Raw genomic sequence first — 19284 nt, 5'->3', positions numbered from 1 at the left:
TCATTCCTCCTGCGTCGGAATGACAACGCTACACTTAGCGGTGGCGCTTGAGCGTGAGGTAATCGAGGTAATACAGCACCTTCACCGACAGCGAGTTATTGTGCGGGGTGTTGATGGTGTTGTTGAAATTATCGAAGAACTGCGGCGTGGCTTCGTTGGCCTGCAAATACGTGGAGCCGGCGTTTTTCCAGACTACGCTGATTTGCGAGCCGGGCGCGAACCACCACGAGTACACCGCGTCCACGTTGAAGGCGTTGTAGGTGTTGTCGCGGTTGCGCTGGTAGGCGGCGAATTGCTCCTCCCCATTCTTGCCAAGCGTGGTGAAGTCGAGGTAGCGCACGTTGCTGGTGTAGTGCCGCACGCGCAGCGTAAACGACATGCGGTTGGTGAACGTGTACGCCACCGAGGCCACGTTGGCCACCGTGGCCACATTGCGGCGGCCCAGCAGAATCTGGCCCATGAAGGGCTGGTCGAGAGTTTGGGTCGCGTCGAGGCCGCCGTTTACGTAGCCGATTTGGTTCTGGCGCAGGCTCCAGTCCACGCTGTAGCGGAAGGTGAGGTGGGTGTTCACGCGGTAGCGCGGGTAGAAGCCCAGGCTGTAGCCCGTGCGGCGGGCGCGGGCCAGCCGGTCGTCGGTGCCGTAGCGCTGGAAGCCGGCGTTCCAGTTGATGGCCACCGGCTTGCGCGAATCGGAATTGAAGAAGAACGTGAAGCGGGTATTCTCGGGCACCCGCACGTAGTAGTCGCCCAGTGTAGCGGTGCGCGGCTCGTAGAAGTCGTGCGTCACGGGGTCCACGTTCAGGTCGAAGCCCAGCTGGTTGAAGCTTTTGGTGAAGGTGGTGTTGGCCCCGAGGTAGAAGTTGAGCGCCTGGTACAAGGTGGGCTTGTAGAGCAGCGAATGCGTCACGTTGCCAAATACATACAGGTTATTCACCTTCCAGAACGGCTGGTATTTGCCGTAGCTCAAATCCAGCGACTCGGTGATGTTATTGTTGCCAAACAGGATGCCCAAATCGTTCGGATTGTAGGTATCGGACTCGATGCCGTGGCTCAGGTTCCAGGTGAAATTGCCCGAGATTTTGCCCACGCCCACGCGGTATTTGTAGCCGTCCTGGTCGGTGATTTGGTCGGTGGTCCCGAATTCGGTGCCCCGGCGGCGCGAGTAAATGGCGCGGCCGTCGATGGCGTAGCGGTTGGCCTTGTTGGCGAAGCGGAACAGGCCGCCGGTCACGTTGGCGTCGTAGGTGCTGCCGGCCCGCGTCACGTTGGTGTTGATGAGGCTGAGGTAGGAGTTGTTTTTCAGGCTCTGGTCGAGCACGGCGATGTTGTAGTTCGAAAACGGCTGGGTCAGCACCTGGCGCTCCTGCCCGGTTTCGGTGTTGCGGATGGTGGCGTAGGTGTCGTTGCTCAGGGCGTTGAAAATGCCCACGCCCAGCCCCTTGCTGGTACGGCCCGACACTTTGGTGGCATTCAGCAGCGGCGTTTCCGAAGGGTTGCTGGTAATGATTTCATTGGTGCCCGCCGTCACTTTGTAAAAGCCCACCGGCGTGGCCCCTACCCTTCTCGAATAGAACAAATTACCCTTATTAAACAGCTCGGTGCCTTCCGTAAAAAACGGCCGGTTCTCGTTGAACTGCACCTCAAACGGCGAGAGGTTTAGCACTTGGTTGTCGCTCTGCACCTGCCCGAAATCCGGCACCAGCGTGGCATCCAGCGTAAAGCTCTCGTTGATGCCCCACTTTAAGTCGGCCCCGCCGTTGAAGCGGGTGGTCAGGCGCTTGGTGCCGTCGGCGCTCAGCGGGTTGTGGTTCATGTAGCCCGACACGTAGGGCGTGAGCGACAGGCGCAGCGGCGGTTTCACGCCCTGCACGCCCGTCAGGTCGCCCCACTGGTTCACGAAACCGTCGACCTGCGGCTTCACCTCGTTCCAGAAATAGGCCGCGTTGTCGCGCTTGCGCTGCCGCATAAAATTCAGCCCCCAATGCTGCACATCGGCCGTGCTGAAGCGGATGGCGGAGTACGGAATCCGCATTTCGGCCACCCAGTCGGTGCCGCGCAGGGCGGTGCGGCTTTCCCACACGGCGTTCCAGTTGAAGTCCTCGCCGCCGGCCGGCGAGTAACGGGCATCCATCTGCACGCCGCCAGTGGTCACGAAAAAGGCGTAGCCGTTGAGCTGGTCGTGGTAGGTATCGAGGAAAATTCCGATAAAGTCGGTATTGCCGAAGTTGTCGCGTGCCGTCAGCTCACGCGGGATGGAATCCTGCGATACATCGTGCATAATGGCCCCCACGTAAATCGCGGCATCGTCGTAGAGCACGCGCACTTCGGTGGGGTGTTTTTCGTGCGGGCCGGGCTTGGGCCGGTTCTGGATGAAATCAGTGGCGGGCAGGGCCTCGCGCCACGCGGCCTCGTCCAGCACACCATCGAGCTTGATGGGCTGCGCGATGCGCAGGGCCGCCAGCTGACGCTTGGGCGCGGCGGTAGCGGCGGCTTTGGGGTCAGCAGTAGCCGTCGGTGTTTGGGCCAGGGCCGGCGCAAGGGCCAGCCCCAACATTCCAACCAATAAGAAACAAGCGCGCAGAAAGAAGGTGTGTGGCATGGTGCAGAACAGTAAAAGGTGGCGCAGAACCTGTAGAGCGGGATTTTTCGGGCAGATGGCAGCCCTAAGTCAATGGAGCGGGGCGGGATGCGGCCAAGGCATACTCACCAGATAACCGGGCCGTATCACTGCCGCCCGAGCCGGCTTGCAGACCAGCGCGGGCGGTGCCCCAGCTCCATTTGTCAGGAATTTGACGCGGCTGCCGGGTCGTTAAGAATCCTGCAATCATCGCGGCAAACCATTTTTAGTCAGGCAATAATCATCCATTTGGCAGCCTTTGTGGCGCCATTTGGCGTGGAAACTCCGGATGTTGGGATTGGTTACTTCCGCTTGCGGAAATAAACGTCGTTGCTGATGGATTCGAGCTTGACGAGCGGGCCACTGCCACTGAGGGTGCCGTGGAGCTGGTAGCCCACGATGGGATTTTTGCGCATCTCGTTATTGAAGGCAATATCCTGGTCGGTATATACTTCGCCTGTGATGGTTTTGAGCGACAGCTCCGCGCCTTTCGACGCCGGCCAGGCCACGTCCACAAATCCACTCAACGACTTGGCCTCAATAGAGTTATTGAAGCCCACAATGTCCACGTTGCCGCTGTAGGTGTACACGCGCAGGGCCACGTCGGCGGGCAGCGTGATTTCGTAGGTAATGTCGTCGCACACCTGCTGGCCGTGCCAGATGTTGCGGTCGCCGTTGGTGCCGGGGCAGTCGCCGGGCTGGGCCTGGCGCAGCATTTCCTTGTCAAAATCGGCGGTTATTTTCAGCTCGTCGCTGGTCTGGTTCAGGTCGATTTGCAGGGCATCGTTCAGCCGGTTCGAGTTGATGCTGACGGTGGCCTTCATGGTCATTTTGCCCGCTGCCCCGGGCCGGATGCGGATGTTGCTGGCCTGCTTCAAATTCAGAAATACGCGCTGGCCAGCAGTCAGATTAGCGGATTTCTCAATGATTTTCTGGGCCGAAACCGACTGGCGGCCGACGGCGGCACACACCAGCAAAAGAAGGAAAAGGAACTGGCGCATGGCGTAGAAAGAATAGAAATGAAAGGTGGGTTCTGGTATTGGTAGCCGGTCAAAAAAGCGGAATGACGCGCTTTGGCCGACTGTTCTACTTTGCTTTCCGCACGTAGATATCGCCGCTCACCGTCTTGAACGACACGGTATTGCCGCCGCCGTTGATGTTGCCATCCACCACCTGGCCGCCAATGTGGTTTAGGTTGTCCTGGCTTTTCAGGTTCAGGTCGAAATCGGTGTAGATTTCACCCGACACGGAGCGCAGCTTCAGCGTGGCTTTGGTGTTGGTGGGCATGCTCACGTCCACGTCGCCGCTCACGGTGGAGATGGAGCTCGGGCCCTGGCGCATGGGCGCGAAACGCACCTGAATGTCGCCGCTCACGGCGTTGGCCACCACGGGGCCGGCCACGTTCTTCAGGCTGATGTCGCCACTGGTCATGCTCACTTCGATGTCGCCGTTCAGGTCGCGCATCACCAGGTCGCCGCTGCCATCCCAGCCGGCCTGCTTGTACTGCACCGAGGCGTTGCGCGGCACCCGAATAACGTAGCTTGCTTCCTTGCGCGAGGCCCGGGTAATTCGTACCGTATTGCCGTCCTGTGCCACAGCAAGGCCGATTTTGGTATTGTCTACGGCCGAGTTATAGATGGGACGCAGTCCTTTGGCGCGCTCGGGGGCTTCTTCAAAGCCGTCGCCTTTTATCACCAGCTCACTGCCGTCGATGCCTTCCACGGTCACTTCGCTGCCCTGCATGTCGATGACGACTTTGGGGTCTTTGGCGTTGAGTTTGGTGCGGAATTCCTGGGCGTTGGCGGTTTGAGTAAGTAGCAGGCCCGAAAAGGCGAGTAATAGGAGCTTATTCATGGGAGTTGAGGGAGTTATCGAGGGAGGTGGATTAAAGCGACAGGCAGAGGCGTGGTCCTGTCATGCAGAGCGCAGCGAAGCATCTCGCCGGCACCCGTTGCATGGCTGGTTCAGTGGCACAAGCGAGATGCTTCGCTGCGCTCTGCATGACCGTTCTGGTTATTTTATTGAGGTTAGTTAAATCAGTTTGCCGATGCCGGCTTCGGCCTGGGCGCGCACCACGGGCAGGGCATCGGGCTTTTTGGCGAGGCGCTGGAGTTGAGGCACGGCCCGGTGCACGCGCAGCGATACGACCATGTCAATCAGCGCAATCTGCACGTTGGGGTCGGTTTGGATGGGCAGCGAGTTGGCCAGGCCTTCGCGCACGCCGGGGGCATCGCGGAGGCGGTAGAGGGCTTCGCAGGCGGCGAGGCGCACGTTGGGGTTGGGGTCGAAATTGAGGGTATTGAGCAGCACCTGCACCGTGGCATCGTCGGGGGCCGCAGCGGCTTTAGTGGCGTTGGTCACCAGCTGAATCCGGTCGCTGGCCGATACGGGGCGGCCGTTGTCGTTGGTCAGCGCGTTGGCCAGGGTGGTGGGGGCGTTTTTATCGGTGGTGGCCACAGTGTTGGCGTTGCTTCCCCAGTGCAGGTTACGGCCGAGGAACACGCCGGCGGCAATGAGAACGATGCTGGCGGCAATGCGCAGCCAGTTATTAGCCAATGCTGTGGGCCACATCGAAACCACTTTGGCTTCGGGCTGAGCCGGAGTGGGAGCGGCAGCTGCTTCGGGATTCAGCAGCTGCTTTTGCTGCTCCAGCATGGCCATAAAGTTGGCGCGCAGGGCCGTGCGGGGCACTTCGGGCAGGGCCGCGTCCAGGTCATCGGACAGGGCGCGGAGCTGGGTTACCTGCAACTGGCAGGCGGGGCAGGCGGGCAGGTGGGTGGCCACGCGCTCGGCCTCGGCGGCCGGCAGGCTGCGCTCGACGTAGGCCGGCAGCAGGGCTTCGAGCTCGTGGCAGATAGATAGTTCGGGCGTTTTCATATAGCTAGTTGGCGAAATAGATTTTGCGCAGCGCTTGCAGGGCGCGGTGCGCTTTCACGCGGGCGGCTTCGGCAGTGCAGCCCAGCAGCTTCCCGATTTCCTCGTAGCCAAACCCTTGAAAGCGGTTCAGGACCAGAATTTCGCGCTGCGGCACGGGCAGCATGTCGAGGGCTTCGTGCAGGTCGTCGTGGTGGTTGTTCACCCGCATCTGGGAGAAGGCCGCGCCGCGCAGGCCGCCGGTGCGCTCCACTTCGTCCACGTCCACATCGGCGGCGCGGACCTTCTGCTGGCGCTGCCAGTAGTCGGCGTGCACGTTGCGAGCCATCTGGTACACCCAGGCTTTGAAAGGTTGGGCGGGCTGGTAGCTGCTGCGGTATTTGAGGATGCGCTCGAACACGGTTTGGGTAAGGTCTTCGCTGGTTTCGCGGTCGTTGGTGAGGCGGGTGAGGTAGTTGAACAAGGGGCCGTGGTAGCGCTCAAACAGCGGCACGAGCTGGTCCAGGTCGTCGGCCCGGACGGCTGCCATCAGTTCTTCGTCGCTCGTACTCGTGAGGGTCACGGGTGGGGGTTTTGGAGGTGAGTTGAAAGGAGTACCCGGACTTGGCCCAGACGTTACACCGGGGTCCAACTTTTTTTTCGGGAAGGTCGGCATTAGCCCAGAGAAAGCACCAGGAGAGTTCCGATGGGGCCATTTTCAACAGCGCAATCGGCTGACGCAGCAGACCTTTAAAACCGCAAAAAGCCCCAGCGGGGCGGCACTCGTTGGCGCAAGTGCCGCCCCGCTGGGGCCTGAAAATTTGCAGTGTGGCTTTACTTCGCTTTCCGCAGGAAAATATCGCCGTTGAAGGTTTTCAGCATCACTTCGGGACCGCCGCCGTTCACTTTGCCGTAGGTCCAATCGTCGGTGCTGAGGCGGGAGAGGCCATTCTGGCTGGTGCGGGTCACCTTGGCGCTGCCTTTGTCCACGGCCACGTCGAAGTCGCTGTACACGTCGCCGCGCTCCGATTTCATCTTGAGCGCCGCCTTGATGGAGCCGGGGAATGTCACATCGACTTTGCCGTTGAGGGTGGAGAAGGCCATGGGGGCGCCTGCCGTCACGCTTTTGAAGGTAACAATCAGGTTGCCATTCACCGTGTTGGCCACGGCCGAGCCGGCCACCTGGCTGAGCTGAATCGCACCGTTCACATTGGTTATTTCCAGCTCGCCGGCCACGTTATCAACGGTGATGTCGCCATTGTTCACGGTGCTGAGCTTGAGCGAGAAGTTCTGCGGCACCTTGATGGTTAGGTCGACGGGGTGTTGGTAGGAGTCGGTGGTGATTTCGACGTGGTTGTTCTTTTCCTCAGCCGTCAGGTTGAGATTGTTAGCGGACGAGAGGCGCTTCATGCCGTTGGTTTCGGCTTTGCTGGTGGGGCGGCGGTCGCCCTGCCGGGCACGGGCCACGGCATCAATCACCACATCCTTGCCGCCATAGCCCACTACGTGAATGAAGCCGTTCACGAGGCCCAGCTCCAGCGAGCCGGGCTTGCCGGGCGAGGTCAGGGCCACGGAGAGCTGTTCTTTGGTGTCCTTTTCGGCATCCTGGGCGCGGCCGGACAGGGCGCAGGCGAGCAGCAACAGGCTCAGCGCAAGGAAGCGTAAAAAGCGTCGTGGGGATAATTGGAATGAAGTATTCATCGGGAGGTATTGATTGACTAATTAGAGTTTGGTGACGGTGACGTCGCCGTTGAGGGTTTCGAAGTGCAGGTCGGGGCCGCCTTTGCCGATGCGCACGGCCGTGTCCTTGGTCAGCTTGTACACGGTGCCGCCGCCGTGGCCTTCGCGGTTTTTGGTGACTTGCACCGGCAGCATTTCCGCGTTGGGAAAATCGGTGTAAAACTCGCCGTGCATGCTCTTGAAGTGCATATCGGCCGCGAAACTGGCCGGGTACTTCACCCGAATCTGGCCATTAATGGTGTGGTACGACGACGCGCCGGGCGGATTGGCCGCGTAGCTAGCCTCCACGTTGCCGTTCACGGTGCGGGCCTCCGTGCTGCCCTTCACGTTGGTGAGGGTGATGGGGCCATTCACGTTGAACACGTGCAGCGGGCCGGTCACATCCTGCACCTTCACATCGCCGTGGTTGATGGTCGAAACGTGCAGATTGAGCTGGTAAGGCACTTTCACTACGAAATCGAAATCGTAGCGGTAGTCGATGTCCTTGTGGTTCCAGTTGCGGCGGTCGTTGTTGTGGGGCCGCGAGTCGTAGGGGCCGGTCAGGTACACCACCACGCTGTCGCCGCGCTGCGTGAAGCCCAATTGTGCCTCGGCCTTGCCCGTTTCCAGCGTTTTGGCGTCGTCGGCCGTGATGGTTTTGGTGGCTTCCACCAGCACCTTATTGCCGGCGTAGCCCTGCACCGTCACCGAGCCGCTGATGTTGTACAGAGCCAGCGTGCTGCGCCCGGCATCGGACGTGAGTGTGAATTCTTTGGTAATCTGCTCCTTGGATTGCGGGTGCAGGCTGGTTTGGGCCTGGCAGGCAGTGGCGCTACACAGCAAGAGCAGCGCGGGCAGGCTGGGGAGAAAGTTGAGTCTGGTCATGGCGTTGGGGGGTTGCGGGGGCGGCGGGCTGGCCGTCGCTCAGGGTTTGGATGCTTTGCTCGATTTTGCTTTTCACCATGTCGTCCAGGTTGGCCTGCTTCAGCAGCCGGCGCAGCGGCTGCACCGAGCGGCGCTCCTGTAGCTGCACCATGGCATCGGCCAGGGCGGCCTGCACCAGCGGGGAGTTCTGCTGGGCCAAGGCGTGCACCAGGCCCAGGCGCACGGTGGCATCGTTCTGGGCCAGCGGTGTGAGGGCTTCCAGCGTGGCCAGCCGCACGTTCACGTTGTCGTCGTGGTTGAGGGTGCTCAGCAGGGCATTCACCACCTTGGCGTTGGGGTCGGGCAGCTCCTTGGTGTAGCCCACGGCCCGCAGCCGCTCCGTGGCCGAGGGGTTGTCGATGAGCGACAGCAGCATTACCTGCCGCATTTCGCCCACCTGGGCGGCCAGCGCGGCCACCTGCTGCCGGTCGGCGGGGGCGGGTTTGGAGCCGCTGTTCAGCCAGTAGCCGCCCAGCAAGCCCACACCCAACAGGCACAGGCTGTAGGCCAGCCGCAGCGCCGGGCGCGGAATGGGCAAGGCCCGCAGCCACGCCCACAGGCCCCGGGGCGAATAATCGGGCGTGGTTTCCAGCTCTTCTTTAAAGGAAGCCAGCATGGCGTAGAACTCGGGCCGCACCTGGGGGCCGGGTGGGGGCACGGACACGCGGCCCAGCGTGTGCCACACGCGCTCCACGGCTTGCAGCTCGTCGCGGCACTCGGCGCATTCGGCCAGATGGGCGGCCAGGGCTTCGTGTTCGGGGGCCGACAGCTGGCGGCTCAGGTAGTCGACCAGCTGCCCTTTGGTTTCTTCGCAGTTCATGGGCGATGGGTCAGTTTTCAATGCGGAGGAAAGTCGTTTTCAATTCGTTCATGGCGCGGTGCACGCGCACTTTCACGGCACCTTCGGTGGTGCCCAGCACGCGGGCTATTTCGGCGTATTTCAACTCCTGAAACCGGCTCAGCACCAGGATTTCGCGGTCTTCGGGCCGGAGGCGGTCCAGAGCTTCGTGCAGCTGGGCCACGTCCTGGGCTTGCTCCAGGCCGGCATCGGCGCTGAGGCCGCCGGGCAGGTGCTCGGCCATCTCGGCCACGTCGGTGTGGTGGGCGGCGTGGCGGTTTTTCTTCACGAAATCGGCCAGCACGTTGCGAGCCAGGTGGTACATCCAGGTGCGGAACTCGCCGTCGCCGGTGAAGGTGTGACGGTATTTCAGCATGCGGTAGAACACGGTTTGCACGAGGTCGTCGCAGCTGGCGGCCCGGCCCAGCATGTGGTAGAGGAAGCCAAACAGTGGCCGATGGTAGCGCTCGAAGAGCAGGCCCATTCGGTCCACGTCGCCGGCTTTCACCCGCAGCATCAGCGCATTATCCGTTAGCGAGTCCAACCTGATAGAAGGTTTTTTGAGGGTATTTGGATGTGGACACCGCGCCCGCGGCGGAAGGTTACAACGGGCGGCCAACTTTTTCAGCACCGGCCACCAATCAGCCCCAAACACGCAAGCAATTTTACATATAACTCTAGCCCTATTCCAATCATAAACAGTTGAGCTTAAAATAATTGCCCGAATTATTTTGTAACCAAAGCCGCCCTCTGGCCCGTAAAAGCAACATCATATAAATGATGCGCCAAAACCGGCGCCTTCTCACTCCCATTCTTTCAACCGATACCATGAAAACCACCAAAATCCTTTTCGCCGCATTACTGACCTTTGGCTTGAGCAACGCCGCCTTCGCTCAAACAACTACCAGTGGCTCATCGGGCTCGACCAGTGGCACCATGGGCACCACTACGGGTACTACCACCGGCACCACTACGGGTACCACCACCGGCAGTACCACTTCAAGCGGGGCCATGACCTCGGGCTCCACGGGCGGCTCGACCACCGGCACGATGAACACCAGTACGTCTGGCTCGATGGGTAGCTCCAGCGGCTCAATGGGTAGCACGTCCGGCACCACATCAGGCAGCTCCACTTCGGGTCATCGCACCAAGACCAAAGGCAATATGTCTCATGGCAAAGGCAAGATGAAAGGCAAGTCCACGATGTAATAACTTTTTGCGGCTCAGCGCCGTAACAAGTTGGCAGCCGGCTGTTTCTGACTGAAGCAGCCGGCTTTTTTTGGCTCCTCTCTTCCACCCACCATGAAATATTCCCTCTTGCTGGCCGGCCTGCTATTTGCCGCCACGGCCCAGGCCCAAACCGTTCCCTTCGACCCCTCGGCCCCCGTGCGCGGCGGCAGCCAGGGCCAGACCACCGTGCCGCCGGTAAACCCGGCCCTCAATCAAAGCACCATCCAGGGACCGCCCGATATGCAGCGCACGCCCACCAACCGCGACGCCCAGCCCACCCGCCAGCTCGACGACCGCGGCTTCTCGCCGGCCGCCACGCCCGAAATGTCGCCCACTGCCGTGCCCGATGTCCGGGAGCAGCCCATCATCAGAGACAACCGCCCCCGGCAGTCGACCGAAGTGGTGCCCAGCCGCTCGCGCCGCAGCTCCAGCAGCAACATTCGGAATTAGGTTGTCCGTCTCACCCTTGGTTGAAAAAGCCCCGCCCGATATCTCGGACGGGGCTTTTTTAGGACTGATTCTGAATCAGGGCCACCGGCTATTTCCTGCTTTTCTCGGCGTGGACCAGCAGGTCGCCGCCGTGACGGTGCAGCAGGTCGGCTAGCTCGGTGAGCGGCTTTTTCAGGTCGGCCGGGGCCTGGGCAATGATTTCGCTGGTCTGGTCGCCCAGCATTGAAAGCGACGTGCCGATGGCGTGCGCGCTCAACGCCCCACTGGTGAGCAACGATTGCAGGTTGCCGAGTTCGCGGGCAATGTCCTGCAGGCCGGGCTCGCCGCTTTGCAGAAACTGGTGCTGCCAGGTTTCGGTATTGTCCATGGCCGAGCCCAGGGGCAGGCTGGTGAGGCCGTTGCGCAGGGCGCTGACGGTGGCGAGGAGGTGGTCGGAATTCATGTTTGGGAAGAGAGAAAGGTATTAGTCGAATTGAAAAAGCGGGCCGGACCGGGGGTTGCCCCCTACCCTACTGCTTTGGGTGCGCGCTTGGCTTTGGGTACGGCCGGTAGCGTGAGGGGCGGAATGGGAACATCGGGCGCGGCGGCGCTCAGGCCCAGCTCGCGCAGGATGGCCACGGCGCGCAGGGCGCTGGCTTCCTTGTTTTTTATTTCCAGCATGACATCGAAATCGAGGCCGTGCAGGTGGGTGAGAAACTCGCGAAACTGCTCGTCCACGAGGTTGTCGGTATGCTTGCCTTTGCGCTCTCCCAGGGCCTGCGAGCTGTAGTCCATCATGGGCACGCCGTCGGCGGTGGGGTGCCAGGTGGCGGCGGCCAGGCGCAGGGCCTCGGCCATGGGCTCGCCGTGGTTGAGGCATTCGTGGTGGAAATTGTCGAACAGGATGGGTACGCCGGTGAGCTGGTGCAACTCCAGGCAGTCGCGCAGGGAAAACAGCCGGTCGTCGTTTTCAACCACCACGCGGGCCTTCACGGCCTCGGGCAAAGTGGCGTGCACCTGGGCAAATCGAATCATGGCCAGTTCCCGCTCTCCGTACAGCCCGCCCACGTGTATCTGGAGCTTCGCCGTGCCATCAAGCCCCATCAAATCCAGCATCGAGCCCTGATACACCAATTCCTGAATGCTGCGCTGCACAATGTCCGGGCTGGGCGAGTTCAGCACCACAAACTGGTCGGGGTGAAAGCTCACCCGCAGGTTATTGGCCTTGATGTAGTCGCCAATGGCCCGAAAATCGGCCGCGAAATGCGTCTGCCAGGAAAAGGTATTGATGGGATGCGAGCCAAAGGGCACGATGCTGGAGCCGATGCGGAAAAAGAGCAGGCCCTGGGCCACGTTCCATTCCAGCATGCGGCGCAGGCAGGCCAGGTTGGCCGTCACGGCCGCAATCAGCCGCTCTTCCGAATACGAGGCCAGCCGGAACGTATTGCCCGAGCTGCAATCCATCGCCTCATTCACGCAGGGATACCCAATTCTCATACCCCGGGCTTACGCGGAAAGGCAGTTAAGAGTTAAAAGTTAGGAGTTAAGGCTTATTGTCCGACTCTTAACTCTTAACTCTTAACTCTTAACTCCCCTACGGCTGGTAGCCGCGATTGTCCAGAAAGGCCTTGTTGTACTCGGCCCGGGCTTTGCGAGCTTTTTCGGCGCGCTGCTCAGCTTCAATCTGCTCCATTTTGCGGCGCTGCTTGCCCTCGCGCGAGAACTGGTCGTAGAGCAGGCTCACGGGGCTGGCAATGGTGGGGATGGGCGCTTTGGGGGCCGTCGAATCGACGGCGAAAAGCGGTTTGGGCTTGGGCGGGCGCTTGGCCCCGCTCACCACCGGCGGCGCGGGCCGCTTGATGTTGCGCAATGCCCGGTTGATGATGGCGCGGTCGGGCCGGTCGCCTACTACCTGCACATCGCCCAGCCGCACGCTGTCGCGGGCCAGCTGAATGCGCACCACCAGCTGCGACAAGCCCGTGCCGCCCAGCGCCATGCGCTGCGCCTTGTAGCCCAAGGCCCGAAACAAAACCGTATCCGTGGGCAGCGCGTCGATGCTGAAATCGCCGGTCGTCGAGGTTACTACGCCGCGCTTGGTGCGCACTACCTGTACCGTGGCCCCCGGAATGGGCAGCCGCGTGTGGGCCTCCGACACGCTGCCGCTCACGCGCACCGTCGGGGCCAGCTGGGCGTGCGCCGTATCGGCCAGCAGCCACAGCACCAGCAGCAGGCCCAGCACCCGGCTCAGCTTTGGCCAAACGGCCGGCACACAAGACTTTACTTCAAAACCCATTACTCCTTTAACGCAACGCGACTACAAAGTAGCAACCCAACGAGCCAAAAAAAGCCCGCACCGTTGCAGGTGCGGGCTTTTCAGCGATGATTTGGCCGATTGCATCGACCAAACCTTAGTTTTTGGTTTTCGTGCCGTCGGCGTCTTTGGTTTTCACCTTGCCGTTTTCTTTCACCTTGATTTTGCTGCCGTCATCGGCTTTGGCCTTCATTTTCGAGGCGTTCATGCTGGTGCCGCTCATGTTGTTGTCGGTGGTCGTGGTGGTGGTGCTTTCCGTGGTCGTCATCGACGATGAAGCCGGAGCGGCTGAGCTCGACGCGGTGTCGCTCATCGAAGTGGCCGACGAGTTATCGTCCGAGTAGTTGCTGTCGTCGTAGGTCGAGCGGCTCGACTCGTAGGCCTGGTACTGGGTGGGGTCCACGAAAATCACCTTAAACTCTTGGTCCTGGGCGGCGTTGGCATCGCGCATGGCGGCGGCCATGCCGGTGGTGTCGGTGGTGTACTTGGTGCGCAGCTCGTTCATGCGCTTGTAGCGGTTCACGTACACGGTGCGGATTTTGGTTTTCGTGGCCTCGTCCGTGATTTTCATGTTGGCCGCCATTTTATCGGCGATTTGCTGGGCCCGGGCCTCAATCTGGGCATCCGTCATCGGGCCAGTTGTGGTGGTGGTCGTGGTAGTCATCGTGCCATCGGCGGGCGCGGTGGTTACCTCGGTGGTTTTTTCCTGCGAGCAGGAAGCCAGGGAAAGGGCGGCAGCGCCGGCGAGAATCAGCAGGGAATTTTTCATAAATTCAGAAAGAGGAAGTTGAAATACAAACCAAAAATGGTTTGGGGGCGCTTTACGGCAATGGTGCAGTGGATGTTACCGCCGCCTAAAAAAGAAACGTCCTGCTTCGGCGCGGGCCAGCAGGACGTTTAGCGTTTTTATATAGCGTTGGTTAAGCGCGGCGCAGCTCAAATACCGTGATTTCCGGCAGGAAACCCACCCGTCCCGGGTAGCCCAAAAAGCCCAATCCCACGTTCACGTACAGCTTCTGGCGGCCCTGCTCGTACAGGCCAGCCCACTGCTTGTACACGTATTTCACGGGGCTCCATTTCATGAAAGGCAGGTTCACGCCGAACTGCATGCCGTGGGTGTGGCCGCTGAGCGTGAGGTCAATGTCAGGGTAATTGAGGACCTGCGCTTCCCAGTGCGAGGGGTCGTGCGAGAGCAGGATTTTGAACGGCGCGTCGCCGCTGGCGGCGTGGGCCCGGGCCAGGTTACCGTGCTTGGGAAAGTTGGCGTGGCTGCTCCAGTTTTGCACGCCGAGTACTGAAATTTTGTCGGTGCCGCGCGTGATGGTGTGGCTGGTGTCATTGAGCAGCGTCCAGCCGATTTTGGCGTGGTTCTGCATCAGGCGCTCCAGGTTGGCGCGCTTGGCGGCGGGGCTTTCCCAGGCCACGTAGTCGCCGTAATCGTGGTTGCCGAGGCTGGAGAAAATGGGCAGCTCGGACTTGATTTTGGCCAGCGCCGGAATGTGCGGCTCCACTTCGGTGGCGCGGTTATTTACCAGGTCGCCGGTCATCAGAATCAGGTCGGCGCCCTGGCGGTTTATCATGGCCACGGCCCGCTCCAGCGGCTCGGTCGAGTTGAAGCTGCCGGTGTGCAAGTCCGATATTTGCAGCACTTTGAAGCCGTCGAACGCCGGCGGCAGGTTGGGGTAGCGCAGCGTCACGCGGCGCACGGTGTAGTCGGTGCCGCCCTTCACCATGCCCCACAGCAGCGCAAAAAACGGAACGGCCCCGATACCCAGCGCCAGCTTCGCCAGAAATTCGCTGCGCGGAATGGCGGCGGCTTCCGTGCCCGCCGGGCGGCTGGCCGAGCTCACAACCCAACGGCCCAGCCGCGTCACATCTTCCAGCAGCAGCGGAATGAACATTATCAGCTTGGCCCCCAGCAGCAGCACGGGCAGGCTCATGAGGTAGCTTTTGAGCTGGATATTACCCGATTGACGGGTTGAGCCGGCCCAGCCCGCAATCATCCAGCTGCCCACCGTGAGCAGCCAGTAGCTGATGGCGGCCGCCCGCCGCGCGCCAGGCGACAGGTGCTGCGCCACCGTGCGCACCGCCTGATATCCATACCATTCGGCCAGCACCACCACGGCCAGCACCAACCACAAAACCAACGGATTTCGCATAAAAACCTTCGCTTCAAATTACGCCGTCGCGCCACGATGCAGCCACAGCCTCGGAGCTTAAACGCGCCCGGCCGGCTTTTGCTTTACATTTAATGCACTTTTTACATTCTACCGCCGCTCCGCCCCATGGAACCCGCCAACGACCTGCCCGATTTCGACGCCGCTGCCCTGCCGGGTACGACCCCGGCTTACACCGCCCCGGCCGCCTCCGGCATCAAGAGCTGGGCCGAGGACGACCGGCCCCGCGAAAAGCTGATGGCCAAGGGCCGCGCCGCCCTCTCCGATGCCGAGCTGCTGGCCATTCTCATCGGTTCGGGCACCACCAAGCTCACGGCCGTGGACGTGGGCAAAATCATGCTGCAAGCCGTTGGCAATGACATTAATGCCCTTGCCCGCGAAAGCGTGAACCAGCTTTGTCGGCACCCCGGCATCGGCCCGGCCAAGGCCATCACGGTGGTGGCTGCCCTGGAGCTGGGCCGCCGCCGCAAGGAAGCCGATGCCGCCCCGCGCACCACCATCACCTGCTCGCGCGACATCTATAATTTGATTCGGCCGAATCTGATGGATTTGCCACACGAGGAATTCTGGGTAATTCTGCTGAACCGCGCCAACGTGGTAATGCGCAAAACGGCCATCAGCCGGGGCGGCGTGGCCGGCACCGTGGCCGACCCGAAAATGATTTTCAAGGAAGCCCTCGAACAATTAGCCAGCAGCATTATTCTGGTGCACAACCACCCCAGCGGCAACCGCAACCCCAGTGCCGCCGACATTCAGCTCACCAAGAAGCTGAAAGAGGCCGGTAATTTCCTGGATTTGCCCATTCTTGACCACCTCATTTATTCCGACCAAGGCTACTACAGCTTCGCCGACGAAGGCATGTTGTAAATCTGTCATGCTGAACGCAGTGAAGCAACTGAGAGCAGTGGCTGAACAATTTCGATTTTGTTATTACATCATCAGATGCTTCACTGCGTTCAGCATGACAGTTGATTTCAAAACAAACATTAATGATTAAGAAAATAGCGCTGGCTGCCGCCATCATCGGCATTATTCTGTATTCGCTGAATGATGCCAAGCCGAATAACAGCGTCTATTTGGCGCAATTAAATAAATTCCGCAGCGAGAAAAACCGCGCTTTCCGGCAATCGGAAGAATCCCCAATTCCCGCCGCGCAAAAGGCGCAATTTGACAGCCTGAAGTATTATCCCGGCGATTTAACCTTCGTGCCGCACGCCGATATTTCGCGCAGCGAAAACCCCGATACCACGCTTATTCAAATGAGCGATAACAAAGCCGAGAAATACCTGAATTGGGGATTGGTGAAATTTCGCATTAACAATGCGCCGCAGCAATTGCGCGTTTATTTGAAAGCCAACGGGCAGGATTCCACGCTGTTTATTCCCTTCACCGACCTCACCAACGGCCACGAAACCTACGGCGGCGGTCGTTACCTCGACGCGCCCATCCCGCGGCTGAACGAAACGGAAATCGAGCTCGATTTCAACCGCGCCTACAATCCGTATTGCGCTTATAATAACGAATACAGCTGCCCGGTGCCACCGGCCGAAAACCGGCTGCAAGTCGCCATTCCGGCCGGCGAGAAGTCGTTTCATGAGTAAGTGCCGGCATGGGCGGCGGCAGTTACGGGCGGCTTGCCGGGGTTTGTACCTTTGTGGCAGTGCCCGCTAGTCGGGCCATCGGCTCCGAATAACTGAATTCTCCTCATGCGTATTTCCCTCGACTGGCTTAAAACCCTCATTCCTACCGACAAACCTGCCGCCGAGATTGGCGCTTTGCTCACCGGCTCGGGGCTGGAAGTGGAGAGCGCCGAGGAGCTGGAAAGCATTCCCGGCGGGCTGCGCGGCGTGGTACTGGGCACCGTGCTCACCTGCGAGCGCCACCCCGATGCCGACAAGCTCAGCCTGACCACCGTGGACGTGGGCGACGGCACCCCGCGCCAGATTGTGTGCGGCGCTCCCAACGTGGCCGCTGGCCAGCGCGTGGTGGTGGCCCTGGAAGGCGCCGAGCTTCACCCCGCGCAGGGCGAGCCGTTCAAAATCAAGAAAAGCAAAATACGCGGCGCGGCTTCCGAAGGCATGATTTGCGCCGAGGACGAAATCGGCCTGGGCCAGTCGCACGCGGGCATTATGGTGCTGGATACTGAGCTGCCCAACGGCACGCCCGCTGCCGACTACTTCGGCCTGGGCTCCGATACGGTGTACGAAATCGGCCTGACGCCCAACCGGGCCGATGCCGCCTCGCACTACGGCGTGGCCCGCGAGCTGCGCGCCCTGCTGCGCCAGCCCTGCCATTTGCCCGATGTGAGCGGCTTCGCAGCTCCCGCTTCGGCAGCGGCTAACATCAAGGTCACCATTGAGGACGTGGAAGCCAGCCCGCGCTACGCCGGCTTGCTGCTGGAAAATGTGCAGGTCGGTCCGTCGCCCGAGTGGCTGCAACGCCGCCTGCGCAGCATCGGCCTCTCCTCCATCAACAACGTGGTGGACGTAACCAATTTCGTGCTGCACGAGCTGGGCCAGCCGCTCCACGCCTTCGATGCTGACCAGATTACCGGTGGCCAGATTCGCGTGAAGCGCGCCGAGGCGGGCGAGAAATTCGTGACGCTCGATGGCATCGAGCGCACGCTGAAAGCCGAGGATTTGGTGATTGCCGACGCCAACGGCGCCCCAATGGCGCTGGCCGGTGTGTTTGGCGGCAAGACCTCGGGCGTGAGCGAAAGCACCACCCGCGTGTTCCTGGAAAGCGCCTACTTCAGCCCGGCCGCCGTGCGCCGCACCTCCCAGACGCACCAGCTGAAAACGGATGCCTCGTTCCGCTTCGAGCGCGGCACCGACCCGAACATGGTGCTCATAGCGTTGAAGCGGGCCGCGCTGCTGATGCAGGAAGTGGCCGGTGCTACCGTGGCCGCGCCCATCGTGGACGAGTACCCGGCCCCCGTGCAGTCCGCCACCGTGCGCCTGCGCCTGCCCCGCGTGGAGCGGCTGGTGGGCCAGTACATCGCGCCCGAGCGCATTCGCCAGATTCTGACGGACCTCGACATCGAAATCACCGAAGAAAACCCCGACGCCGGCGACCAGGACACCTGGACGCTGACTGTGCCGCCCCACAAGGTGGACGTAACCCGCGAGGCCGACGTGATTGAGGAAATCCTGCGCATCTACGGCTACAACAACGTGGCTTTGCGGCCCAACAACTCGGCTTCCTTCCTGGCCAAATTCCCGAACCCCGACCCGGAGGTGACGCGCGTGAAAATCGCTGCGCTGCTCAGCGGCCAGGGCTATTCGGAGATTCTGACCAACTCACTCACCAACTCGCTGTATTTTGAGAAAGATGGTGAAGCGAATAATTCGCTGGTGCGCATTCTGAACTACAACAGCGTTGACTTGAACGTGATGCGGCCCACGCTGCTGCACTCGGGCCTGGAGATTATCCGGCACAACATCAACCGCCGCCAGCGCGACCTGAAGCTGTACGAATTCGGCAAAACCTACTCGCAGAACGAGAACGGCAAGTACCAGGAAAAGAACAAGCTGGTGATTTACCTGACCGGCAACGCTGATGGTGAAACCTGGCAGCACAAATCCGAGAAGGCCGCTTTCCACGACCTGGCGGGGGCGGTGCAGCAGGTGCTGGCGGCGCTGGGCTTCGGCGGGGCGGCTTCGCAGCCGGTGCAGCACGAGTACCTGGCCGGCGGCCTCACGCTGCTGGTGCATAACCAGCCGGTGGCGCAGCTGGGCGCGGTATCGACCTCGGTGCTCAAGCGCCTCGACGTGACGCAGCCGGTGTGGTACGCCGAGCTGGACTGGGACGCGCTGAGCAAGAAGTACAAGCCCACGCTGGTGGCCCGCGAGCTGTCGAAATTCCCGGAAGTGCGCCGCGATTTGAGCATCGTGGTGGACCAGTCGGTTACCTTCGACCAGCTTCAGCAGATTGCCCGGCGCACCGAGAAGAAGCTGCTGCACAGCATCAACGTGTTCGACGTGTATGCCGGCGAGAACCTGGGCGCGGGCAAAAAGTCGTACTCGGTGAGCTTCACCCTGCAGGACTTCAGCCAGACGCTCAGCGAGCAGGCCATCGACCAGGTGATGCAGAAATTGATTCAGCAGTTCGAGAAGCAGGCGGGCGCGCTGATTCGGAAGTAAATCAGCCCGCTTACCTTTCGGCCGGCGATGGTGTGCAACTGCGC

At 61.1% G+C, this 19284-nt stretch carries 19 protein-coding genes; 5 read left to right on the top strand and 14 right to left on the bottom strand.

The window, feature by feature from the left end:
- Positions 1–34: 34 nt before the first annotated feature.
- The 9 genes from ACYU7Q_RS13340 to ACYU7Q_RS13300 all read right to left on the bottom strand — a co-directional run bounded on the left by ACYU7Q_RS13340 (position 35) and on the right by ACYU7Q_RS13300 (position 9495).
- Positions 35–2599: a DUF5916 domain-containing protein gene (locus ACYU7Q_RS13340; protein ID WP_460609934.1), complete on the bottom strand. Its 2565-nt coding sequence runs from the start codon at positions 2597–2599 to the stop codon at positions 35–37.
- A gap of 320 nt (positions 2600–2919) precedes the next feature.
- Positions 2920–3618: a DUF4097 family beta strand repeat-containing protein gene (locus ACYU7Q_RS13335; protein WP_460609933.1), complete on the bottom strand. Its 699-nt coding sequence runs from the start codon at positions 3616–3618 to the stop codon at positions 2920–2922.
- Positions 3619–3703: 85 nt separating this feature from the next.
- Positions 3704–4471 (bottom strand): DUF4097 family beta strand repeat-containing protein, encoded by a 768-nt coding sequence (locus tag ACYU7Q_RS13330; RefSeq protein ID WP_460609932.1) that lies wholly within the window; start codon positions 4469–4471, stop codon positions 3704–3706.
- Between the two features lie 177 nt (positions 4472–4648).
- Positions 4649–5494, bottom strand: coding sequence for a HEAT repeat domain-containing protein (locus tag ACYU7Q_RS13325; protein ID WP_460609931.1), 846 nt, complete (start codon positions 5492–5494; stop codon positions 4649–4651).
- A gap of 4 nt (positions 5495–5498) precedes the next feature.
- Positions 5499–6053, bottom strand: a complete 555-nt coding sequence (locus ACYU7Q_RS13320) for an RNA polymerase sigma factor (RefSeq protein WP_460609930.1) — start codon at positions 6051–6053, stop codon at positions 5499–5501.
- Between the two features lie 251 nt (positions 6054–6304).
- Entirely contained in the window at positions 6305–7171 is an 867-nt protein-coding gene (locus ACYU7Q_RS13315) for a DUF4097 family beta strand repeat-containing protein (protein WP_460609929.1), read from the bottom strand.
- Between the two features lie 21 nt (positions 7172–7192).
- Positions 7193–8074, bottom strand: a complete 882-nt coding sequence (locus ACYU7Q_RS13310) for a DUF4097 family beta strand repeat-containing protein (protein ID WP_460609928.1) — start codon at positions 8072–8074, stop codon at positions 7193–7195.
- On the bottom strand, positions 8022–8954 hold the full coding sequence (locus ACYU7Q_RS13305) for a HEAT repeat domain-containing protein (protein ID WP_460609927.1): 933 nt from the start codon (positions 8952–8954) through the stop codon (positions 8022–8024). Before ACYU7Q_RS13305 ends, ACYU7Q_RS13310 begins: the two co-directional genes overlap by 53 nt.
- Positions 8944–9495: an RNA polymerase sigma factor gene (locus ACYU7Q_RS13300; RefSeq protein WP_460609926.1), complete on the bottom strand. Its 552-nt coding sequence runs from the start codon at positions 9493–9495 to the stop codon at positions 8944–8946. The genes ACYU7Q_RS13305 and ACYU7Q_RS13300 overlap by 11 nt, the downstream gene beginning before the upstream one ends.
- Positions 9496–9779: 284 nt before the next feature.
- On the opposite strand from ACYU7Q_RS13300, the gene ACYU7Q_RS13295 reads away from it, so the two are divergent.
- Together ACYU7Q_RS13295 and ACYU7Q_RS13290 are read left to right on the top strand one after the other, a co-directional pair.
- Positions 9780–10160 carry a hypothetical protein gene (locus ACYU7Q_RS13295; protein ID WP_460609925.1) on the top strand — a complete coding sequence of 127 codons (381 nt, stop codon included), beginning with the start codon at positions 9780–9782 and terminating at the stop codon, positions 10158–10160.
- A gap of 93 nt (positions 10161–10253) precedes the next feature.
- Entirely contained in the window at positions 10254–10631 is a 378-nt protein-coding gene (locus ACYU7Q_RS13290) for a hypothetical protein (protein ID WP_460609924.1), read from the top strand.
- Positions 10632–10719: 88 nt separating this feature from the next.
- On the opposite strand, the gene ACYU7Q_RS13285 is transcribed toward ACYU7Q_RS13290, so the two are convergent.
- From ACYU7Q_RS13285 to ACYU7Q_RS13265, 5 genes are all read right to left on the bottom strand, one after another.
- Positions 10720–11073, bottom strand: a complete 354-nt coding sequence (locus tag ACYU7Q_RS13285) for a hypothetical protein (protein ID WP_460609923.1) — start codon at positions 11071–11073, stop codon at positions 10720–10722.
- A 62-nt stretch (positions 11074–11135) separates the two neighbouring features.
- Positions 11136–12107 carry a UV DNA damage repair endonuclease UvsE gene (gene uvsE, locus ACYU7Q_RS13280; RefSeq protein ID WP_460609922.1) on the bottom strand — a complete coding sequence of 324 codons (972 nt, stop codon included), beginning with the start codon at positions 12105–12107 and terminating at the stop codon, positions 11136–11138.
- A gap of 97 nt (positions 12108–12204) precedes the next feature.
- Complete coding sequence (locus ACYU7Q_RS13275) at positions 12205–12879, bottom strand: carboxypeptidase-like regulatory domain-containing protein (RefSeq protein WP_460609921.1); 675 nt, start codon at positions 12877–12879, stop codon at positions 12205–12207.
- Positions 12880–13018: 139 nt separating this feature from the next.
- The gene (locus ACYU7Q_RS13270; RefSeq protein WP_460609920.1) at positions 13019–13690 is read right to left on the bottom strand and encodes a hypothetical protein; all 672 of its coding nucleotides are present in this window, start codon (positions 13688–13690) and stop codon (positions 13019–13021) included.
- 151 nt (positions 13691–13841) lie between these two features.
- Positions 13842–15080: a metallophosphoesterase gene (locus ACYU7Q_RS13265; protein ID WP_460609919.1), complete on the bottom strand. Its 1239-nt coding sequence runs from the start codon at positions 15078–15080 to the stop codon at positions 13842–13844.
- A 126-nt stretch (positions 15081–15206) separates the two neighbouring features.
- Here ACYU7Q_RS13265 and radC point away from each other — a divergent pair, with 126 nt between their 5' ends.
- The 3 genes from radC to pheT all read left to right on the top strand — a co-directional run bounded on the left by radC (position 15207) and on the right by pheT (position 19240).
- Positions 15207–15965: a JAB domain-containing protein gene (gene radC / locus ACYU7Q_RS13260; RefSeq protein ID WP_460609918.1), complete on the top strand. Its 759-nt coding sequence runs from the start codon at positions 15207–15209 to the stop codon at positions 15963–15965.
- A gap of 122 nt (positions 15966–16087) precedes the next feature.
- Positions 16088–16699: a DUF1684 domain-containing protein gene (locus tag ACYU7Q_RS13255; RefSeq protein ID WP_460609917.1), complete on the top strand. Its 612-nt coding sequence runs from the start codon at positions 16088–16090 to the stop codon at positions 16697–16699.
- 105 nt (positions 16700–16804) lie between these two features.
- Entirely contained in the window at positions 16805–19240 is a 2436-nt protein-coding gene (pheT, locus tag ACYU7Q_RS13250) for a phenylalanine--tRNA ligase subunit beta (protein WP_460609916.1), read from the top strand.
- The last annotated feature ends 44 nt before the right edge of the window (positions 19241–19284 follow it).

This window comes from Hymenobacter terrigena, assembly GCF_054776515.1.
The sequence above is the reverse complement of the archived record's forward strand: the minus strand, read 5'-3'. Positions and strand labels throughout refer to the sequence as shown.

Coding starts and splice junctions, on each gene's coding strand:
- ACYU7Q_RS13270 (WP_460609920.1), bottom strand. CDS start 13,690: ATGAAAAATTCCCTGCTGATTCTCGCCGGCGCTGCCGCCCTTTCCCTG.
- ACYU7Q_RS13315 (WP_460609929.1), bottom strand. CDS start 7,171: ATGAATACTTCATTCCAATTATCCCCACGACGCTTTTTACGCTTCCTT.
- ACYU7Q_RS13310 (WP_460609928.1), bottom strand. CDS start 8,074: ATGACCAGACTCAACTTTCTCCCCAGCCTGCCCGCGCTGCTCTTGCTG.
- ACYU7Q_RS13340 (WP_460609934.1), bottom strand. CDS start 2,599: ATGCCACACACCTTCTTTCTGCGCGCTTGTTTCTTATTGGTTGGAATG.
- ACYU7Q_RS13265 (WP_460609919.1), bottom strand. CDS start 15,080: ATGCGAAATCCGTTGGTTTTGTGGTTGGTGCTGGCCGTGGTGGTGCTG.
- ACYU7Q_RS13325 (WP_460609931.1), bottom strand. CDS start 5,494: ATGAAAACGCCCGAACTATCTATCTGCCACGAGCTCGAAGCCCTGCTG.
- ACYU7Q_RS13290 (WP_460609924.1), top strand. CDS start 10,254: ATGAAATATTCCCTCTTGCTGGCCGGCCTGCTATTTGCCGCCACGGCC.
- radC (WP_460609918.1), top strand. CDS start 15,207: ATGGAACCCGCCAACGACCTGCCCGATTTCGACGCCGCTGCCCTGCCG.
- pheT (WP_460609916.1), top strand. CDS start 16,805: ATGCGTATTTCCCTCGACTGGCTTAAAACCCTCATTCCTACCGACAAA.
- ACYU7Q_RS13285 (WP_460609923.1), bottom strand. CDS start 11,073: ATGAATTCCGACCACCTCCTCGCCACCGTCAGCGCCCTGCGCAACGGC.
- ACYU7Q_RS13295 (WP_460609925.1), top strand. CDS start 9,780: ATGAAAACCACCAAAATCCTTTTCGCCGCATTACTGACCTTTGGCTTG.
- uvsE (WP_460609922.1), bottom strand. CDS start 12,107: ATGAGAATTGGGTATCCCTGCGTGAATGAGGCGATGGATTGCAGCTCG.
- ACYU7Q_RS13335 (WP_460609933.1), bottom strand. CDS start 3,618: ATGCGCCAGTTCCTTTTCCTTCTTTTGCTGGTGTGTGCCGCCGTCGGC.
- ACYU7Q_RS13255 (WP_460609917.1), top strand. CDS start 16,088: ATGATTAAGAAAATAGCGCTGGCTGCCGCCATCATCGGCATTATTCTG.
- ACYU7Q_RS13330 (WP_460609932.1), bottom strand. CDS start 4,471: ATGAATAAGCTCCTATTACTCGCCTTTTCGGGCCTGCTACTTACTCAA.